The organism is Planococcus soli (assembly GCF_016881065.1).
Lineage (GTDB): Bacteria > Bacillota > Bacilli > Bacillales_A > Planococcaceae > Planococcus > Planococcus soli.
Window position 1 is genome coordinate 351,173 of sequence record NZ_WXYN01000051.1, and the last position, 19,085, is coordinate 370,257.

A 19,085-nucleotide genomic window follows, 5' to 3' on the forward strand; every position below is an offset into this window, starting at 1 on the left:
AGAATGGGGAGAGAGTATAATGTTGAAGGGAATCAATGTCTAATGAATAAAACTTTTCAAAAAGTACGAAATCTTACACCTGCCCAGGCAATTGTTTCGTATTATTTTGTAGCAATTGCAATTTCCTTCTTATTATTAAGATTGCCGAATGTCCACAAACCAGGAATGGTCATCCCTTGGATTGACAGCCTGTTCACCGCGGTAAGCGCTGTGAGTGTGACAGGGCTTACCGTTATCAACGTAGTAGAAACCTACACCACGTTCGGAATTGTTGTGTTGATGTTTATTTTGCAGCTGGGTGGAATCGGCATCATGTCGATTGGTACGTTTTTCTGGCTGTTGGTCGGCAAGCGCATCGGCTTGAGGGAGCGCCAACTGATCATGGTTGACCATAATCAGTCGAGCATGTCCGGTGTTGTAAAGCTGATTGTTGAAATTGTAAAAATTTTGCTGCTCATTGAAGCAGTTGGTGCTCTTATCCTAACGGTTTATTTTACACAGTATTTTCCGACATTCCAGGAAGCTCTGCTTCATGGCGTCTTCGGATCCATTACAGCGACGACAAACGGGGGCTTTGATATTACAGGAGAATCGTTGATTCCTTATTTTAATGATTATTTCGTTCAAATCATTAATATGATTCTTATCATTTTAGGAGCCATTGGTTTCCCGGTTCTAATTGAAGTAAAAGAGTTTTTGTCCAATAAGCAAAAATATTTCCGTTTTTCGTTATTTACGAAAATCACGACAAGTATCTTTGCTATTTTATTGGCAGTAGGAGCGATTGGTATTCTGTTGCTAGAGTCATTCCGTGCATTTAGGGGAATGAGTTGGCATGAAGCTGCATTTGCGTCTATTTTTCATTCGGTGTCATCACGTTCTGGTGGACTTGTTACCGTGGATATTACGCAATTCAACGAGGCGACAAATATCTTTATGAGCGCTTTGATGTTTATTGGAGCTTCTCCAAGTTCGGCAGGAGGAGGTATTCGGACCACCACGTTTGCCATCGCGATCCTATTTTTAATCAATTTTGCACGAGGAAAAAACACCATTCAAATATTCAAGCGTGAGATCGAATTGATTGATGTTTTTCGTTCCTTTGCCGTTATTTTTTTGGCAGTATTCATGGTATTGGTTGCGACCATTACATTGCTCATCACGGAACCACAGGCAACGATTGTGGAAATATTATTTGAAATCACTTCAGCGTTTGGAACATGCGGAATGTCTCTGGGCATCACGAGCGATCTGTCGGAGCCAGGGAAGTTCATCATCATGGCACTGATGTTTGTCGGACGGGTCGGGTTAATTTCCTTCCTCTTTACAATCGGCGGCAAAACAGATCCGACAAAATTCCATTATCCAAAAGAACGTGTAATCATCGGTTAAGGGTGCATAGGAGTCCTGGAAGATGTTATCTTAAAGAAAAAAGACTATAATTAGTGTAACGTAGCTTAAACAGTGGAAAGAGTGGATAGAATGAACGAAGAAATTAAACAATCATTGAAATTATTTATTGTGTTGTCGCGTGCGCATAAAGCGATCACCGAACAGACCAATCATTTTTTTCAGGCGAGCGGTGTCAATCCGACGGAATTTGCTGTCCTGGAGCTTCTGTACCATAAAGGAAAACAGCCTCTTCAAAAAATTGGAGGGAAAATCCTGCTGGCAAGCGGTTCCATCACATACGTGATAGATAAGCTTGAAAAAAGAGGCTATATCACCCGAGTGAATTGCCCAAGCGACCGGCGCGTGACTTACGCGGAAATATCAGAGCAGGGCAAAGAGTTCATGGCGCAGATTTTTCCGGAGCATGAAAAAAAGTTGCATGAATTGACCGATGCGCTGTCAAGCGAAGAAAAAGAGCAAGCCATTGAATTGATGAAGAAGCTGGGCTTGTCGATCAAAGACTTATCCTACTAATCACAGAAAAGGCCATCCGCATGTCGGATGGCCTTTTTGCGGTTAAAATATAAAGCCGCATATTATTTTATTGTTCCAGCGATTCTATTGTTTTGCCCATAGCGATCAAGTCGTCAGTGGCATTGACTGTGCTGTCGTCAAAAATCGTCAGGCGCACCAAAAGCTCCTCTTTTTCAAACACAATGCCGGTTACGGTGCCTTCTGTGCTCGGCACTTCATAAGCTATGGACTGATCAAAATCAGCTCCATCAAAATCCGTAACTTCAGCAGGTTCCTGCTCAGGATTAACAGCTTGAAGAGTCTGTATCATGCTTTCCTCAGCCGCTGCAAAGTCTGTTTCTTCCGGTGTAAAGGTTTCGATGCGCATGAAGACTGCAGAATTATCAGCTGCATAAAGCGCATCTTTTCTCGGTTCTTCAGCTGTCAGTTCGTAGCCGTCAAGCACGTATAACTCATAAGTTTGTTCGTCGCTTTGTGTCAGGGTGCCGGCTGGTTCAGCTGTTTCTGTATTTTCGACGGCATCAGTTTCTTCTTCCGTTTCTTCCGCTGGCACACTGTCATCGGTTTCTTCTTCGACCACTTCTTCAGTCGCTTCGTCAGGTGCAGTACCTGGCTCCTCCTCTGCAGTTTCTGGCGATCCGCAAGCTGCCAGAATAATGCCAACCGTCAGGACGGATGATAATAAAAATAAATGCTTCTTCATAAAAAAATTCCTCCTATCGGTTTGTCTAGTAGACGTTCGAAAAGGAGGAATGTTTCATTTTTAGACCGGTAAAGGCAGAAGAAGGAACAGCAGGACAATCATGATCAAATGGGCAACGATGATGACGGGCAGGCTCCTTTTCCATTCGTAAAGCAGACCCAGGATCAGCCCAGCTGCAATACCTGCAGCCACACCGGGCCAAAATCCACTTAATGCCAAAGCCAAGCCGAAAAGAATGGCACTGGCCAGAACCGATAGCGGCGTGGATATGTATTTTTTCAGTTTCTGTTGCACCAGGCCCCTCCAGAAAATTTCTTCACCAGGCACGATGATAAACATCAGGAGGAGATAATGCCAAATCGAAACAGGTGCAAATGCTGATAAGAAGGAATTGACCGGTCCTGATATGTTGAACGGAGTCAGAAGAAGCAGTTGGAATCCCACAGCAATAAGCCCATAGAGTAGAGTCCCATAACCTAAGCCGTAAACCAGGGACTTCCATGTAACTAGTTCATCAAAAATCTTGACGAATATAATAGCGAGTGACATAAGGATCAGCATCGAAAATGTGTACATATACCAAAAGATGGCAGTGTTATCAAAGGCTAAATTGTACAAGTAAAAAGCCAGGGGCAGCATCAAAATCAAAGAATGCTGTTTTAAAAAGTTAATCATGTAAATCCTCCTAAAAAATCGCAGCCATGTCCACATTGCGGGAAGCGGTAAGAGCAAAGATGTTCGACTTGTTTTCTTGCTGTATACTAATTTTTAGTACAGATTTTTAGTATCTGTCTAAAAGGTGGCTTTATTATGATGCTAGCCGAAACCGAGAATTATCATCCGTCTAGTATTATAACAGAAGGCTCCATCAAAACTAAGGCAAAAGGAGAACAATTCATGAATGACTATAACCAGCAACTCGAAAGTTTAAAAAACGGGGAAATCGAATCCATCACAATAGAGAAGGAGGATTTCCTGGATTTTCGCACTGTCCTGATCGCGCGAGAGGATTTCAAGCACTTTAGAGGTACAGCTTACCATCATGGAACCACAGTCTATACATATACGGTAGAGCCGTCGAAATAACGAAGTATAATTTAGAAGCGGAGGGGACAACGTGGAGAAATTAACACGGACAAAAGCACAGTTAAATAAATTGGTAGTTGGCAGAGAAAAAGAAATTGATTTTATGCTGATTGCGTTGATTCAGGGGGGGCATGTACTGCTTGAAAGTGTACCAGGTTCGGGCAAGACATGGATGGCCAAAGCATTTGCGGGATCGTTTGCTGGCCGGTTTCAGCGAATTCAATTCACACCGGATGTTTTGCCGTCAGACGTGACAGGCATTCGTTTTTTTAATCCGAAAACCCAGGAGTTTGAATTGCGCCCGGGACCGGTGCAAACCAATTTGCTGCTGGCTGATGAAATCAACCGGGCAACACCGCGGACTCAGTCAAGTCTTTTAGAGTCTATGGAAGAAAAGCAGGCAACTATAGACGGTGAGACCATTCAATTGCCCGATCCGTTCATTGTTATCGCTACCCAAAATCCGGTGGAATCGCAGCAGGGAACATTTCCGCTTCCTGCTGCACAGTTGGACCGTTTTTTGTTCCGTCTGGAAATCGGTTACCCAAAGTATCAAGAAGAACTGTCCATCATCCGGGATTTTCGCGGCAACGTCTCCCATAAAAAAGAAATTCTGCCGGTCGCGTCAGTTGAAGACGTACGGAAGTGGCGTGCAGCTGCTGGCGAAATAACAGTCCATGAAGATATTGAAACGTATATATTGGAGCTGGTACGCGCGACCCGTGAGCATCCGGCCATTGAACTCGGCTTGAGTTCCCGGGCAGCTCTGGCGCTTGTTCATGCAGCTCAGGGCCGTGCCTTTATGGAAGGGCGTCGGTTTGTGACACCGGACGATGTGAAATACATACTTGAACCTGTCACGGTCCATCGCTTGATGCTGACAGCTGAAGGCATGCTTGTTCATGAGCCTTTGGCAGTTTTACAAGAAATTTTGAATTCAGTAGCTTCACCGGTAGAGGCATTTTAGATGGCATGGATACGCCATAACGATGAAGCAAAAAATACGAAATGGGTGCTGGGCTTTTTAGGCGTCTTGTTCTTTATGGCTATGGCCTTTTTACAGTTTACTGCTGCGTCTGTCATCATTTTTGCAATCGCAGTGGTTGGGCTCCAAAAGCTTTACTTGGATCGAGCCGGAAAAAATCTGGTGTTTCAAAACGATCGAACACGCAAGCGTGTACTTTATGGAGGCGAATCTTCCTGGAATCTCGTTTTTAAAAATGAGGGTCTGCCAATTTGGGGCGGGCAGTTGAAAATTTGGTTTTACGATGCTGTGGAACCGACAAACGATCAGGGAGCAAGTTATGGAGATTTAGTGGAGCTTGATCTGCCTTTTACCGTAGACAGCAAACAGACGATTGAAATAAAAGTGCCTGTGACAGGCAAAAAAAGAGGCGTGTCGCGCATCAAAAAAATGGAATTGCTCATTCCACATCCATTTGGTGAAGGCAGCGTTACGCTGGAATACAAGCCGGTCATTTTGCACGAGCAGCTGGTATTTCCAAAACTTCAGAAATACCCTTTCCGTTATGCGCCATCCCGCTATAAGCCAGGACAATTCAATTTGCAGCATTCGCTGTTTGACGACGCTTTTCAGCCAATCGGCACACGTGATTATGTTTCAACAGATCAATTCAATCAAATTCATTGGAAAGCTAGTGTCAGAATGCAAAACTACCAAACAAAAATCTTTTCGCAGCTAGCTAATGAATCGATGCTTTTTGCACTGAATGTTTCGGCTCATTATGGAACTATCCACGACTTGGAAGAGCGGATTGAAGAAGTGGCTTCTTATATCGAAAGTTGCTTTAATGCAGGAGTTTCTTATGCGCTGGCAGTCAATATCCGCTCAGCGGGCAAGATGCCTTATTTGTATTTGCCTCCAGGGCAAGGGCAGCGGCACCGGCAACAGGCACTGGAATTGTTGTCGATCATATCGAAAAACAGCGCTACGCTTTCTTACCGCGCCATGTTGGGCCATCTGGACATCCATGCAGAACTGCCGTGTACGACTTATCTGCTGACCGACGAAACGAAAGAAGCCATGCGCTTTATCAACAAATGGAGCAGCCAAACAGCATTGACTGTCCTGCCAGGCAGAAAGGAACGTGATCCGGCATGACGGCACGCTTAATATCAGCCAATTACTTTATGCTGGATGCTTTCATAATTTCCCTGGTCCTGGTATTTGTTGCTCAAGAAACAGCATTGCCGGCAGTTTGGACATGGATTTTGGCAGCTCTTGGGATGTCATGCATTTCCTATTTTCTCTTCTCGCGAACCCCTTACCGACTGGTATGGATAGTTGGGCTGTCCATTGCTGTCGCTGCCGCCATGTGGACGGCAGGAGTTTCATTGTGGTTGGCTCTGATTTTAGGCATGCTGGCCACTTATTTGCTCCATGCCCGATACTCGGTTCTATCTGACGAGTTCAATCATGGCCATCATTTTTTAAAGAAGTTTTTGATCGTGTTCACTGTCTGCTGGATAGTTCTTCTATTGAATCCAGAAGAACAGGCAAGCCGTTTGCTTTTCACTATTGCCCCTGCAGCAATCCTGTTTTATTTAGTGAGCAGTCTGCTGCATAGTTATTTTTATTCCAAAGCAGATGGTGCGCGGCTCAGCCTGGCTGTTGGCGCTTTCGGTATTGTCGCGACTCTTTCGGCCGCAGCAGCAACCATTACTTTTTTTATTGCTGACGAAGTCCGGAGTTTGGCAGGCTGGGTTGTCGGAGGAGCAATAAGGATTTTGTTTTGGCCGCTCGCTCTGCTGCTTGAACAGGCGACGAGCTTTTTGTCGGGTCTATCGACTGAGGAGGAAATGCAGGAAACGATGGATAAACTCGGGCCGGATGGAGAAGCAGCCCAAGGCGATACTGCAGCAAGCGAAGCACTGCCAGCAGATTTTCCGGTTGAGATTTTCTTGGGATTCGTCTTGTTGGCATGTGCGATTGCACTAGTGCTGTGGCTGCGAAAAATAAAGCCGGATTCTAAAGAACAGGTACAAGAAAGCCACATCATCATCAAAAGGCATGATCATCCCTCGGCGCTGCAATTTCTGGGGAATCCAGCTTCGCCTTACAGCCAAAACCTGGATCTCCATCAAATAAGAGAGGTTTTTCGCGGCCTTGAACTTTTGGCAACAGAACAGCAAATGGGCCGCAAAAATTACGAAACGGTCCGGGAGTGGATGGTGCGAATGCAATGGGATGTGACCGATTCTTTCTTTAGGACCTACGATCAAGTCCGATATGGAGATAAACAACTGCCGGACTCGCAGGCGAATCAGTTTATTAGTGAAATTGCTGAAATAAAAGACAGATATTTAAAAGAAAATGTTTAAAGAGGTTTAAGGAAGGGGATAATATACTTGAACACAGCAACATTCTCATTTCCCCCTTTTGTGGTCGGTCCGTTATACGGGTCGGCTTCTTTTTTTTGTTTTTTAGAGGTTAAAGAGAACGCAGACGGTTGAATATTATATGAGCTCCATACATTGCCCCTGGGCGCATCTACGCCAAGGGATGGATTAGATTGAAGGCAAGTTTAAGTTTCCTGCCGCATTCATAAAAGATATGGAGAAAATCAGAAGGCAAAATCATTAGTTGAACAAATATAGCTGCTGCAATGCAAGTTGTCAGCAATAAAAGTTTATGAGTTCGATATGTATAGTTATTTTTTTACAAGAGTGAATATCCTGAAGATTTTTGCTAAACTGAAGATATATACAAAAGGAGGAAATACATATGAAGCTCGGATTTATTGGTACTGGAGTTATGGGCAACAGCCTGGTCAAACATTTACTGGACCATCAGCATGAGGTTTCCATCTATACACGAACGGCTAAAAAAGCGGAGAACCTGGTTGAAGCAGGTGCAGTGCTGGTAGAATCACCTCAGCAGGTGGCCGAAAACAGTGAAGTCATTTTCACAATGGTCGGCTATCCTTCAGACGTTGAAGAAATCTATTTTGGTGACAAAGGCATCCTGGAACATGCGAAGGCCGGTGCAGTTCTGGTCGACATGACAACTTCCAAGCCGCAATTGGCGCAGCGAATTTTTGAAGCGGCTGCTGAAAAAGGACTGCATGCTTTGGATGCTCCAGTATCCGGCGGGGATGTGGGCGCGAAAAACGCTGTTTTGTCGATAATGGTTGGCGGTGAAAAAGATATCTTTAAACAAGTTTCTTCTTTGCTTAACTTGTTCGGGGAAAACATTGTCTTCCAGGGTCCTGCAGGCTCTGGGCAGCATACTAAAATGTGCAACCAAATTAACATTGCGAATAATATGATGGGGGTTTGCGAATCCTTGATTTATGCCAAAAAAGCAGGTCTTGATCCCGAGCGCGTCTTGCGGTCTATTTCTTCTGGAGCAGCTGGGTCATGGTCACTGTCGAATTTGGCGCCAAAAATGATCAATGAAGATTTTCGTCCAGGCTTTTACATTAAGCATTTTATCAAAGACATGAAGATTGCTGCTGAGGAAGCGGAAAACTGGGGATTGAATTTGCCTGGGCTTCGGTTGTCGCTTAGCATGTACGAAGAGTTGGCGGGTAAGGGGTATGAAGATAACGGAACCCAAACTTTGATTCGTCAATACGAGGCATAAGAAAAACCGGAAACCTGTAAAGGTTTCCGGCTGATCGGCAGCATCAATCAAAATAAGATTTTTTAGGCGAATAAAATCGGTCTAATTGCCGAGGCTGGTAGGTCTTGGTGAAATTGGAGACAGCCGCTTCTTTTTTCTGCGGCTCCAATCCGGTCAAAGTCCGCAAAATTTCTTTTGCTACTTTCAAGTTCATTCGGCTTGGCGGATTGCGGTACGTATCATCCAAATGGCCAAGATGCTCGAGTGAAGAAAAATCTTCTTTTTTCGGGAGCATATGAAAATAGTAATTGCCGCATTTTACGAGGACGGAAGATTGTTGTTGGCTTTTCTGAGGGTTTTTACTGAAGTGCAAACCGATTTTTGCAGCGCGCTTTTTTTCAATCATAAGATTGAGTGCTTCTTTTTTCAACGCATACAAATAATGATTGTCGGGAGCAGTTTTTGCGTGCCGGTTAACCGTAAAAATGGCTTGAGCGATATCTGAATCTGACTTGGCAACTGTCATGAACTCATTCCTTTCATCCAAACTAATAGGTAGTTTCGAGTCCATCATATCAAAATTTCCAGCCACTGTATACTGAAGGAGACATACGCACAAAAAAGAGAATCCAACTGCGCTGTAGAACTTAATTTTAGTAAAGTGGAACTATGTATAGTTAGTTGCCGTCCACTGAACCGACGGCAAATGAAAAAATTTCGTTTTATGTACGTAATCTAATCTTAAGGGGATGTTTGCATGTTTACGGATCAAACGATTATTGTTACAGGCGGCTCGAGCGGCATGGGGTTGCATATGGCCAAGAAGTTCGCTTCAGAAGGCGCGAATGTCGTTATCACAGGACGTGATATGGACAAGCTGAACGAAGCTGTGAAAGCGATTACAGGAAGCCGGGGATCAGTTGAAGTGTTTCAAATGGATGTGCGGGAACCTGAACATGCCAAAGCCATGGTGCAATTCGCTCACGAAAAGTTTGGGAGAGTGGATGGACTGGTCAACAATGCCGCTGGAAATTTCATTGTCCACGCAGAAAAGTTATCGCCCAACGGCTGGAAGTCAGTAATTGACATTGTTTTGAACGGTACTTTTTTCTGTTCTCACGCAGTTGGCAACTATTGGATTGAAAACGGTAAGAAAGGCAATATCCTGAATATGCTTGCCACCTACGCCTGGAATGCGGGAGCTGGAGTTGCACATTCAGCCGCAGCTAAAGCAGGCGTTATGTCCTTGACCCGGACGCTCGCGGTTGAATGGGGCACGCAGTTTGGCATCCGGGTCAACGGCATTGCACCAGGTCCGATCGAGCGGACGGGCGGAGCAGACAAGCTGTGGGAATCGGAGAAAGCAGCGAAACGGACTTTAGAGTCGATTCCCCTTGGCAGACTTGGGAAACCAGAGGAAGTGGCGGAGCTTGCAGCCTTTATCATGTCGGAAAAAGCTTCTTATATGAACGGAGAAATCGTCACTTTGGACGGCGGCCAATGGCTGAACAAATTCCCTTTTTAAGGCATTTTTTGCACCAATTAAATAGTTTCAAGAATGTTGATGTGTTATGATAATGGTTGAATGGATGGCATCTAACATAGGCGATGCAAAAGGAGTAGAGTACATGATTTCATTACCAAGCAGAGATTTTCTGGATACACCAATCGAAGACTATATCATTTCTTCCGAGAAAGTTGCGCATGTTCAAATGGGCAACAGTGCTGAACATGCGTTGCTCGTATTGACAAAGACGGGCTACTCAGCCATTCCGGTTTTGGATTTGAAATACCGCTTTCGCGGCTTGATCAATGCACAACGGATTACTGATGCAATTCTCGGAATGGATCATATAGAATACGAGCGGCTTTCTGATATCCGCGTGGAAGATATCATGGAAACAGATCTGCCTTTGATCCACATTAACGAACGTTTTCAAAAAGCATTGGACATGGTTATCAACCAAAATTTTCTCTGTGTGATAGATGACGAAGAAATGTTTATGGGAATTTTGACGCGGCGGGTTGTATTAAAACAGCTGAAAAAACAAATTTATCAATTAAAAAGATAAACAGGCAACATAAAAAAAGGTCTCATCCCAGAGGCCTTTTTTATGCTTAAAAAAGCATATGATTGCTGTTCTACATATTTTTTAGATTTCAGCGCCAAGGTGACAGGAGCATAAGCCGTTCTGGCTATGTCTGCCGTACCTGAAAGGCGTTTTCGCGTTTATTGTCAGGTGAAAAGAGGTTTGGTTAATGGATAAAACAAAAAGGCCGCTTGTTTTGGCAGCTGTGATGCTGGCAATGTTCGTCAGTGCGGTCGAGGCGACCATCGTATCGACTGCCATGCCGAGCATAGCGTCTGAACTTGGCGGGTTTTCGAAATATAGCTGGGTATTTTCGGCTTATTTGCTGATGAGCACTGTGACGGTCTTGCTGTACGGCAAGCTGTCCGATATATTTGGCCGAAAGCGCATATTTGCAGTAGGGATGCTGCTGTTTTTGTTCGGCTCCTTGTTATGCGGTTTTGCCGGTTCAATGGAAGAATTGATTTTTTACCGGTTTGTTCAGGGAATGGGAGCCGGCGCAGTCATGCCGATTGCGACCACAATCGTCGGAGACATATATTCGAGTGAGGAACGCGCGAAAATTCAAGGATATTTATCAAGTGTCTGGGGAATTTCTGCTGTTACCGGACCTGCAATCGGCGGGATCCTCGTTGCAACCATTGGCTGGGAATATGTATTTTGGATCAACCTGCCTCTTGGCATTTTGTCCCTGCTTGGTGTGCTTCTTTATTTGAAAGAGCCGGTGAACACAAAAAAACCGGTAATCGATTATAAAGGGGCAGCGTTGCTGACAGCGGCCTTGTCAAGCATGCTGTATTTATTGGTGGAAGGCGGCGTGTCGTTTGACTGGCTATCCAGGCAATCGCTGATTTTGCTGTCAGCCAGCGTACTGTTTTTTGTGTTGTTCATTTGGGCGGAACAGAAGGCGGTCGACCCAATGATGCCTTTTGAGATTTGGCGGAATAAAACCATCCTCTATGCCAATCTGGTTTCCTTGGCGACCGGCGTCATTTTGATCAGCATCTCCAGCTATTTGCCCACTTATGTGACCGGTGTAATGGAGCAGCCAGCAGCCATTGCGGGCTTTACCTTGACGGCCATGTCTATCGGTTGGCCATTGGCTTCCTTTTTCTCCGGACGGCTGCTGCTAAAAATTGGCTATTTCAGAACGTCATTAGCGGGCGGTGCTTTTCTCGTCATCGGAACCTTGCTGTTTGTCTTGATGCAGCCTGGATTTGGTCCTTTGTGGGCAGCGATGTCAAGCTTTTTTGTGGGTCTTGGAATGGGCTTGACCAGCACTGCCTTTATTGTTTCGATTCAGGCAGCGGTTTCCTATGAACAGCGCGGTTCGGCTACCGCTTCGAATATGTTTATGCGAAACTTGGGCAGCACGATTGGCGTTGCTTTGCTTGGCAGCATCTTGAACAGCTCCTTGCTGCGCTCCTTTGCTGACAATGGTGAAAATTATTCTTTAAGCTCAATCAATGATTTGCTGAGTGCCGACAGCCGTGCAGGCATATCAGCCGAGGCATTGGAGTTTCTTCAGCTGGCGTTGGCCGGTGCGCTTCATAATGTCTACCTGGTCACAGCATCTTTCGCACTCGTCAGTTTTATCCTGATCTTCGGGCTGCGCGGCCCTAAAGGAGTGAAAAGCGATGTCAAATGAAGAATTGATCATTAAAGTGCTGGCCGAAGAAGGCAATATGAGAAAAGCGGCAGAGCGGCTATTTTTGTCGCAGCCCGCTTTATCGCAGCGGCTGCAGTCTATCGAAAAGGATTGGGGCCAGCAATTGTTCATTCGTTCGCAAAAAGGGCTTTCGCCAACACCGGCCGGAGAGTTGGTTATCCAATATGCCAATGAAACCATTCTGCGGAAAGAAGAGGTTTTTGAAGTGCTGCATACGTTGACTTCAAAAGTGCATGGCACACTGAAAATTGCATGCGCGACGATCATCGGCCAAAACTGGCTGCCGAAAGTACTAAAGGATTTTGTGACACTTTATCCGGAAGCAAAAATTCAGCTGATCACTGGATGGAGCTCTGAAATTGTCCGTTCGCTTTATGACGGTGAAGCGCATATCGGAATCGTGCGCGGCCATACGGATTGGAAAGGGCCGAAGCTGCATTTATTCAAAGATACCTTGTATTTGGTCGACAAGGAAATCCGTTCGCTCGAGGAACTTCTTCAAACTGAACGCCCGTTTATCCAGTTTAAAAGCGACTCGAACTATTACGAGGAAATCCAGCAATGGTGGCAAAAACATTTTGCTTCCAATCCGAAAAGGCAAATAACGGTAGACCAGATTGAAACCTGCAAGCAGATGGCAGTCAACGGCATCGGCTATGCCATACTGCCTTCGATTACACTCACCGGTACAGAAGAAGTGCATATGATGCCACTGACAAACAATAAGGAGGAGTTGGAATTGACGCGGGATACGTGGCTCATCGGCTACGAATCCGCTTTCCAGCTGCGCCAGGTTGAGGCATTTGTCGATATAGTCGAAAAACATGCCGCTTTATTAAGGTGAAGCGGATGAATTTTTATGCTAAATCAGATATAATAACAACATCACTTAATGGAAAGAGGTTTTTATTGATGAAACAGATGGATGCAAACGAAATAATCTCGTACATACAGAACGCAAAAAAGGCGACACCCGTAAAAGCGTACATAAAAGGCCAAGGAGTTGCTGATTTGGATTACGGCACAGACTCCAAAGTATTCGGAGAAGGCAGTTCAGTCACTGTGTTCGGCGAATGGACAGATATTCAGAAGGCGCTGGAAGCGAATGCGGCAGTTATCGAAGATTCGGTTGTGGAAAATGACCGCAGAAATTCAGCGATTCCATTGCTTGACATGAAAAACATCAACAGCCGTATCGAACCCGGTGCGTTTATCCGCGAAAACGTGGAAATTGGCAATAATTGCATCATCATGATGGGCGCTGTCATCAATATCGGTTCTGTCATCGGTGATGGAACAATGATCGACATGGGCGTCATCATGGGCGGCCGCGCAACAGTCGGCAAAAACTGCCATATTGGAGCGGGCGCGGTTTTGGCTGGCGTTATCGAGCCAGCTTCTGCAACTCCAGTCATCATTGAAGACGATGTTTTGATCGGTGCGAATGCTGTGGTTCTTGAAGGCGTTCGCGTCGGTAAAGGTGCAGTAGTCGCAGCAGGAGCAATCGTTATCGAAGATGTTCCTGAAAACTCAGTTGTAGGCGGCACACCAGCACGCGTATTGAAATTGATGGATGCAAAAACACGTGCAAAAACAGAAATCAAACAAGAACTTAGACAGCTTTAATCAGTGAATCCAATGGATTTAGTGAAAATCAGAAGAGATCTGCACCAAATTCCGGAAATTGGTTTTCAGGAACTTAAAACACAAGCTTATCTATTGAAAACGATCTCCCAGTTGCCGCAAGAACGGCTGGAAGTGGTGGAATGGCGGACCGGCATCGCGGTTAAAGTGCCTGGCACCAATCCAAGAAAGCGGATTGGCTGGCGAACGGACATTGATGCCTTGCCGATTACTGAAGAAACAGGCTTGCCATTTCAATCTGTTCATCCAGGATTTATGCACGCATGCGGACATGATATTCACATGGCGATTGCACTTGGACTGCTGCAAAAACTCATTGATCGTCCAATAGAAGACGATGTGGTGATTTTGTTCCAGCCTGCAGAAGAAGGGCCTGGAGGAGCATTGCCATTCCGTGAATGGCTGAAAAATGATAAACCGGACTTTCTGCCGGACGTGATTTGTGCGCTGCACATTGCGCCGGAACTTCCGGTCGGTACAGTTGGCACACGGCCGGGGTTGTTGTTCGCCAATACGTCGGAGCTGTTTATTGATCTTCACGGCAAAGGCGGCCACGCGGCTTTTCCGCATCTAACGGAAGACATGGCAATTGCAGCTGCTTCTTTGTTGATGCAACTGCAGACCATCGTAAGCCGCAATGTCAATCCGATGGACTCCGCGGTATTGACAATCGGTAAGATGAGTGCCGGAACGGTTCAGAACGTTATCGCTGAGCACGCGCGGTTGGAAGGAACAATCCGTACCTTGAACAGTGAATCCATGATTCACATGAAGCAGCGGATTGAAGGTTTCTGCCGGGCGGTCGAGAGTGCTTACAATTGCCGGGTAAGCATCGATTACGGTTCAGGTTATTTGCAAGTGACTAATGATGAGGCGCTGGCGGAAAAGTTCCTCCAGTATGCTGGCAAAGCGGAAGGCATAACAGCAATTCGCAGTGAGGCAGCCATGACAGGCGAAGATTTCGGCTACTTTACCGAGCAAATCCCTGGGCTGATGTTCTGGGCAGGTGTTTCCTCACCCCACGGCTTGCACCACGCAAAGCTGGAGCCGGATGAAGAAGTTCTCAGCTTTATGCCGGAATTGATCCACAGTTTCTTTTTAAAACTATAAGAACAGGCAGCATCGGCTGCCTGTTCTTTTTTCTGGAAAAAAAGTGGTTTAGCTGTTCCTTTTCTTATAAGAACATGGAACTATTTTTTATTGCCAGCGTACTAATAAAGAGACGAGTAAAAGGGGGATCATCATGCATAAACGCTTGCTGGCATTTTTTGCTTTTGCATTGTTTATTAGTTTATTTATCGTGCCGCAGGTATCGTTGGCGGCACCACAAATTACAGTGGATTCTAGTGCCGGGTTTCAAAATAAGATCAAGTATGAAAAGGGTTTGCCTCTTCAATTTACAGTTACCAATGAAGGCTCTGCGTTCTCAGGGGACTTGGTAATCAGTTACTCGGAAACCTATAATCTTGGAGCCGGTATGGCTATGCCGATTGAACTCGCTGAAGGCGAAAGCAAGACGCTGCACATCGCGTCCTCGGGTTTATCAGATATGAATTATACAGGTGGACCTAATGACCAAAGCATTTTTCTGTTTGAAGGCGGCTGGGAAGAAGGAGAATCAATTGCTTTCAAAGGCAAAAAAACGATACAGCCCAGTTACTATTCGCCAGGGACAATGTTTGTTGCCACTTTGACCGATAACCAGGACCGCTTGCAGCCATTAAATCAGCTTGCTGTACCATCCGGTGAAGGGGTGGAAGTGATCCACCTGAATCAACTGCCAAACTTTTCTTTGCCGATGGAAGCGCAGGCTTGGAGTATGATTGACTACTTGGTCATTGACGAGTTTTCTTATAGCGATTTGCCAGAGCCGACTCAACAAGCCATTTTGCAATGGGTTCAGCAAGGTGGCCATGTCGTTACGGGTTCGACCAGCAATTTGGAAGCAGAGCTTGGCAACTTAAGCGAATACCTGCCATTAACGCTGGGGGATGAAATCAATGTTTCGGTTTCAGGGCTTGAAAATCCAGTGCCGGCTTTCCAAGCAACAGCTAAAGAAGGGACGGCAGTCAAGCTGCAAAACGACGGCCAAATATTAGCAGCCACACAGTCTGTAGGTTCTGGGAATGTGACACAGATGAGTTTCTCTCTGGGAGATGAACCTGTGTCGGCACAAAAAGGCTATAGCCAAATGATGTCAAATTACTTCCCGGCCCCAGCAACCAATTATAATTCGATGGGTGGCCAGTCAATTCTTGATTATATGACGTATGAAGTTGGAGATGTTAACGAATTGTTTGACAGCTTTGCTGTTTCAAAACCGTTTATCATTGCCATTATTCTCCTGTATATTCTGTTGATTGTTCCGGTTCTTTATATTGTGTTAAAGAAAAAGGACAAGCGGGAATTTGCCTGGTTCATCATTCCGGCAGTTGCTTTGTTGACTTCGCTGGGACTTTTCGCGTATGGAGCCCAAGACCGAATCGGCAACCCGCAAATACAGCAAACTGGTTTTTTTGAAGTGGATGCCGATAACGGATTGAATGGCTATTATGTCAATTCATTGCTATCAAATCGAGGAGGGGATTATCAATTCACAGCTCCTTCCACCACAACGATGACCTACCGAATGGCCAGTGAATTTTCCGAGACCCAGCCGTATCTATCGGCCATGATGGAAAAAGGCGCAACCAGCAATCAAATGACAGTTCGGGATATGCGGTATTGGTCTGTCGAATCGATCATGGGACAGTCCTATATCGAAAACAGTGGAAACTTCGGTATTGAGTTGGAAGTAGCGGATAATAAAGTGATTGGCACGATTCTTAATAATTTCCCATTCGGAGTGGAAAACGTATCAATTTGGACGGGTACCCGCTTACTGGATATGGGCGACTTGAATCCGGGGGAAGAGCTGGCAGTTGATGAAACCATTCAGTCGGATATTCTTTCACCTGCGGCAGCTATCGGGCAATCCTATAGTTACCAGCCGATCGCTGATTTGGAAGAGTTGGAAACAGCACGACGCCAAGCGCTGCTTTCCACCTCTTTCGAACAAATGTCGCAAAATGGTAAAAGCCCATATGTCATTGCTTATACGCAGGATGCCATCGTGCCGATCAGTCTGGAAAATCAGCGAGCCTCAGTAGACTCTATTCATTTGCTTGCACAAAGCTTTAAACCGGAATTGTCTTTGAGTGGAGATATCAGCTTGAATGCGGATGCCTTTGGCATGGAACTTGCTGGAGCCAGTACGAATGCCTTTTTCGATAATGTTTCAAACGATCCTTATTTGTTTTATTTGGAAGCTGGAGACTATGACCTGATATATACTTTACCGGAAGACATTGAATTGGAAAAGACTCAATGGAATGAATTATCAATCGCCATTTCAAATCAGGGGCTGACAGTCAGTATGCTAAATCATGAAAATGGAGACTACGAAGACATCGACCAATTCAATCAAACGTTCACCGACAATGCAACAAACTATATAGGAGAGGATGGGGACATCCAGCTAAAGCTGAAAATGGCTGACGGATCAACAACTGCTGAAGTGGTTGTGCCAAAAGTTAAATTGAAAGGAGTGATTGCCCCGTGATTGAAACAATTGGATTGACCAAAAAATACGGTTCGTTTTATGCGCTTCAAGATTTGAATCTGGTTGTGGATGACAGCACCGTCTTTGGCTTTGTCGGTGCAAACGGCGCGGGGAAATCAACGACCTTTTCGATACTGGCAACCCTTCTTCAGCCGACTGCCGGCGATGCATTTATCAATGGCATAAGTGTCACCAAAAATCCACAGGAAGTGCGCAGGCAAATTGGCTATGTACCGGATTTCTTCGGTGTCTACGATCAGCTGAAAACAGATGAGTACTTGGATTTTTACGGAGCGAGCTATGGCATCAAACCGAAAGAGCGTGCGGTGCTGATTCCAAAACTGCTGGAACTGGTCAATTTAGAGAACAAACGCTATGACTATGTGGATTTATTGTCACGCGGGATGAAACAACGGCTATGTTTAGCGCGCGCATTGATTCATGACCCCAAAATTCTGATTTTGGATGAACCGGCTTCTGGACTTGACCCGCGTGCACGCGTTGAAATGCGGGATATTTTGAGAGAGCTAAAAGCAATGGGCAAAACCATTTTGATTTCATCGCATATTTTGCCGGAACTTGCCGAAATGTGCGACAGCATCGGAGTCATCGATAATGGAAAGTTGATTGCACAGGGCTCTGTACACGCGATACAAGCTCAACTGCAAAGCGAAAAAGTGCTTCGTGTCAAAGTAATGGGCGATACTCATTCGGTCGTGCCATTTTTCGAAATGGATCCTTTTGTTTCTCAAATCGAAGAACAGCAGGATAAAAATACTATTCAGTTTTTCTATCGGGGAACCGAACAAGATCAATTGCGTTTGCTGCAGCAGGCAATAGCACAGAACTTGCCGATCCTGTCTTTTTCAGAAGAAGAAACAGATTTGGAAGATGTCTTTATGGCAATTACAAAAGGAGTGGAAATCGGATGAAAACCCTCCTTACCAATCCTGTGCTGATCAAAGAACTTAAATTGCGTTTCCGCAACCTGAAAAGCTTTACGGGCATCCTGTTTTACTTGATCGCCATGAGCATTTTCGTTTTTGGTTTTATCTTTCTGGCTACATCCCTGACGGGGAATGGGTTTTTCAGGCCAGATGAAAGTTTTATGCTGTTTAGCATCATGACCTATATTCAATTGGGCTTGATTTTGTTCATCACGCCTGCATTAACGGCAGGAACCATCAGTTCTGAGCGGGAAAAACAAACCTTGAATATTTTGCTGACCACCTCACAAACTTCTTTCCAAATTATTTTCGGGAAAATGACGTCATCCATCGCTTTTCTATTGCTGATGATTGTTTCCGGATTGCCGATTTACAGTTTGGTATTTTTGTACGGTGGGGTTTCACCCAGCCAGTTATTTTACATCTTCCTGTTTTATTTGCTGACCTTGCTGGCCATTGCCAGCATCGGTGTGATGTTTTCGACATTGATCCGAAAGACCATCGTTGCCATCATTGCAACCTATGGCGCCATGATTTTCATCGCAGGTGTCACAGCGTTTTTCTTGTTGATCTCGGTGCAAGTTTCACAGATGGGTTCGGGGGCGCCGAGCATGTCACCCTTGGCTCATTTCTGGGCTTCCATTAACCCGCCGGCAGTGTTGTTAACTTTGCTGCAACCACCTATGGAAGATCAGTTGCAAGCTGTAACTATGATATCGATTCCGCTGTGGATCGGGTACGTGATTTTTTACAGCTTGCTAACCGTTGCCAGTATTTTTCTGGCAGTCAAAAAGCTTCGAGTCAATATGAATAAATACAAATAAGGAGGGAATT

Annotated in this window: 19 protein-coding genes; 16 read left to right on the forward strand and 3 right to left on the reverse strand. The window is 45.2% G+C overall.

Annotation, left to right across the window (positions count from 1 at the left end; translation table 11 throughout):
* Positions 1–42 precede the first annotated feature (42 nt).
* Both GJB59_RS16460 and GJB59_RS16465 read left to right on the forward strand, forming a co-directional pair.
* Complete coding sequence (locus GJB59_RS16460; protein ID WP_142826162.1) at positions 43–1,392, forward strand: TrkH family potassium uptake protein; 1,350 nt, start codon at positions 43–45, stop codon at positions 1,390–1,392.
* 90 nt (positions 1,393–1,482) lie between these two features.
* Positions 1,483–1,926 (forward strand): MarR family winged helix-turn-helix transcriptional regulator, encoded by a 444-nt coding sequence (locus GJB59_RS16465; RefSeq protein WP_142826163.1) that lies wholly within the window; start codon positions 1,483–1,485, stop codon positions 1,924–1,926.
* 67 nt (positions 1,927–1,993) lie between these two features.
* Here the strand turns inward: GJB59_RS16465 and GJB59_RS16470 are convergent, their stop codons facing one another.
* Entirely contained in the window at positions 1,994–2,629 is a 636-nt protein-coding gene (locus GJB59_RS16470; protein WP_142826164.1) for a DUF8580 domain-containing lipoprotein, read from the reverse strand.
* 60 nt (positions 2,630–2,689) lie between these two features.
* The gene (locus GJB59_RS16475) at positions 2,690–3,304 is read right to left on the reverse strand and encodes a CPBP family intramembrane glutamic endopeptidase (protein ID WP_142826165.1); all 615 of its coding nucleotides are present in this window, start codon (positions 3,302–3,304) and stop codon (positions 2,690–2,692) included.
* A 135-nt stretch (positions 3,305–3,439) separates the two neighbouring features.
* Here GJB59_RS16475 and ykzS point away from each other — a divergent pair, with 135 nt between their 5' ends.
* From ykzS to GJB59_RS16500, 5 genes are all read left to right on the forward strand, one after another.
* Positions 3,440–3,715, forward strand: a complete 276-nt coding sequence (ykzS, locus tag GJB59_RS16480; RefSeq protein ID WP_425325244.1) for a protein YkzS — start codon at positions 3,440–3,442, stop codon at positions 3,713–3,715.
* Positions 3,716–3,746: 31 nt separating this feature from the next.
* On the forward strand, positions 3,747–4,682 hold the full coding sequence (locus tag GJB59_RS16485; RefSeq protein WP_142826166.1) for an AAA family ATPase: 936 nt from the start codon (positions 3,747–3,749) through the stop codon (positions 4,680–4,682).
* The gene (locus tag GJB59_RS16490) at positions 4,683–5,837 is read left to right on the forward strand and encodes a DUF58 domain-containing protein (protein ID WP_142826167.1); all 1,155 of its coding nucleotides are present in this window, start codon (positions 4,683–4,685) and stop codon (positions 5,835–5,837) included.
* On the forward strand, positions 5,834–7,057 hold the full coding sequence (locus tag GJB59_RS16495; RefSeq protein WP_142826168.1) for a hypothetical protein: 1,224 nt from the start codon (positions 5,834–5,836) through the stop codon (positions 7,055–7,057). Before GJB59_RS16490 ends, GJB59_RS16495 begins: the two co-directional genes overlap by 4 nt.
* A gap of 403 nt (positions 7,058–7,460) precedes the next feature.
* The gene (locus GJB59_RS16500; protein WP_142826169.1) at positions 7,461–8,321 is read left to right on the forward strand and encodes an NAD(P)-dependent oxidoreductase; all 861 of its coding nucleotides are present in this window, start codon (positions 7,461–7,463) and stop codon (positions 8,319–8,321) included.
* A gap of 43 nt (positions 8,322–8,364) precedes the next feature.
* Here the strand turns inward: GJB59_RS16500 and GJB59_RS16505 are convergent, their stop codons facing one another.
* Positions 8,365–8,826 carry a YkyB family protein gene (locus tag GJB59_RS16505; RefSeq protein WP_142826170.1) on the reverse strand — a complete coding sequence of 154 codons (462 nt, stop codon included), beginning with the start codon at positions 8,824–8,826 and terminating at the stop codon, positions 8,365–8,367.
* A 231-nt stretch (positions 8,827–9,057) separates the two neighbouring features.
* Between GJB59_RS16505 and fadH the strand changes: the two genes are divergently transcribed.
* The 9 genes from fadH (at position 9,058) to GJB59_RS16550 (ending at position 19,075) form a co-directional block, all read left to right on the forward strand.
* Entirely contained in the window at positions 9,058–9,825 is a 768-nt protein-coding gene (fadH, locus tag GJB59_RS16510; protein ID WP_142826171.1) for a 2,4-dienoyl-CoA reductase, read from the forward strand.
* Between the two features lie 103 nt (positions 9,826–9,928).
* Positions 9,929–10,372, forward strand: a complete 444-nt coding sequence (gene cbpB, locus GJB59_RS16515; RefSeq protein WP_142826172.1) for a cyclic-di-AMP-binding protein CbpB — start codon at positions 9,929–9,931, stop codon at positions 10,370–10,372.
* A gap of 187 nt (positions 10,373–10,559) precedes the next feature.
* Positions 10,560–12,038 carry an MDR family MFS transporter gene (locus GJB59_RS16520; RefSeq protein ID WP_142826173.1) on the forward strand — a complete coding sequence of 493 codons (1,479 nt, stop codon included), beginning with the start codon at positions 10,560–10,562 and terminating at the stop codon, positions 12,036–12,038.
* Complete coding sequence (gene ccpC / locus GJB59_RS16525; protein ID WP_142826174.1) at positions 12,028–12,903, forward strand: transcriptional regulator CcpC; 876 nt, start codon at positions 12,028–12,030, stop codon at positions 12,901–12,903. Before GJB59_RS16520 ends, ccpC begins: the two co-directional genes overlap by 11 nt.
* A 68-nt stretch (positions 12,904–12,971) precedes the next feature.
* On the forward strand, positions 12,972–13,685 hold the full coding sequence (gene dapD / locus GJB59_RS16530) for a 2,3,4,5-tetrahydropyridine-2,6-dicarboxylate N-acetyltransferase (protein ID WP_142826175.1): 714 nt from the start codon (positions 12,972–12,974) through the stop codon (positions 13,683–13,685).
* 12 nt (positions 13,686–13,697) lie between these two features.
* Positions 13,698–14,813, forward strand: coding sequence for an N-acetyldiaminopimelate deacetylase (locus tag GJB59_RS16535; protein ID WP_142826176.1), 1,116 nt, complete (start codon positions 13,698–13,700; stop codon positions 14,811–14,813).
* Between the two features lie 133 nt (positions 14,814–14,946).
* Positions 14,947–17,304: a DUF8725 domain-containing protein gene (locus GJB59_RS16540; protein WP_142826177.1), complete on the forward strand. Its 2,358-nt coding sequence runs from the start codon at positions 14,947–14,949 to the stop codon at positions 17,302–17,304.
* On the forward strand, positions 17,301–18,236 hold the full coding sequence (locus tag GJB59_RS16545; RefSeq protein WP_142826178.1) for an ABC transporter ATP-binding protein: 936 nt from the start codon (positions 17,301–17,303) through the stop codon (positions 18,234–18,236). Before GJB59_RS16540 ends, GJB59_RS16545 begins: the two co-directional genes overlap by 4 nt.
* Positions 18,233–19,075, forward strand: coding sequence for an ABC transporter permease (locus tag GJB59_RS16550; protein ID WP_142826179.1), 843 nt, complete (start codon positions 18,233–18,235; stop codon positions 19,073–19,075). The genes GJB59_RS16545 and GJB59_RS16550 overlap by 4 nt, the downstream gene beginning before the upstream one ends.
* Positions 19,076–19,085: the final 10 nt, after the last annotated feature.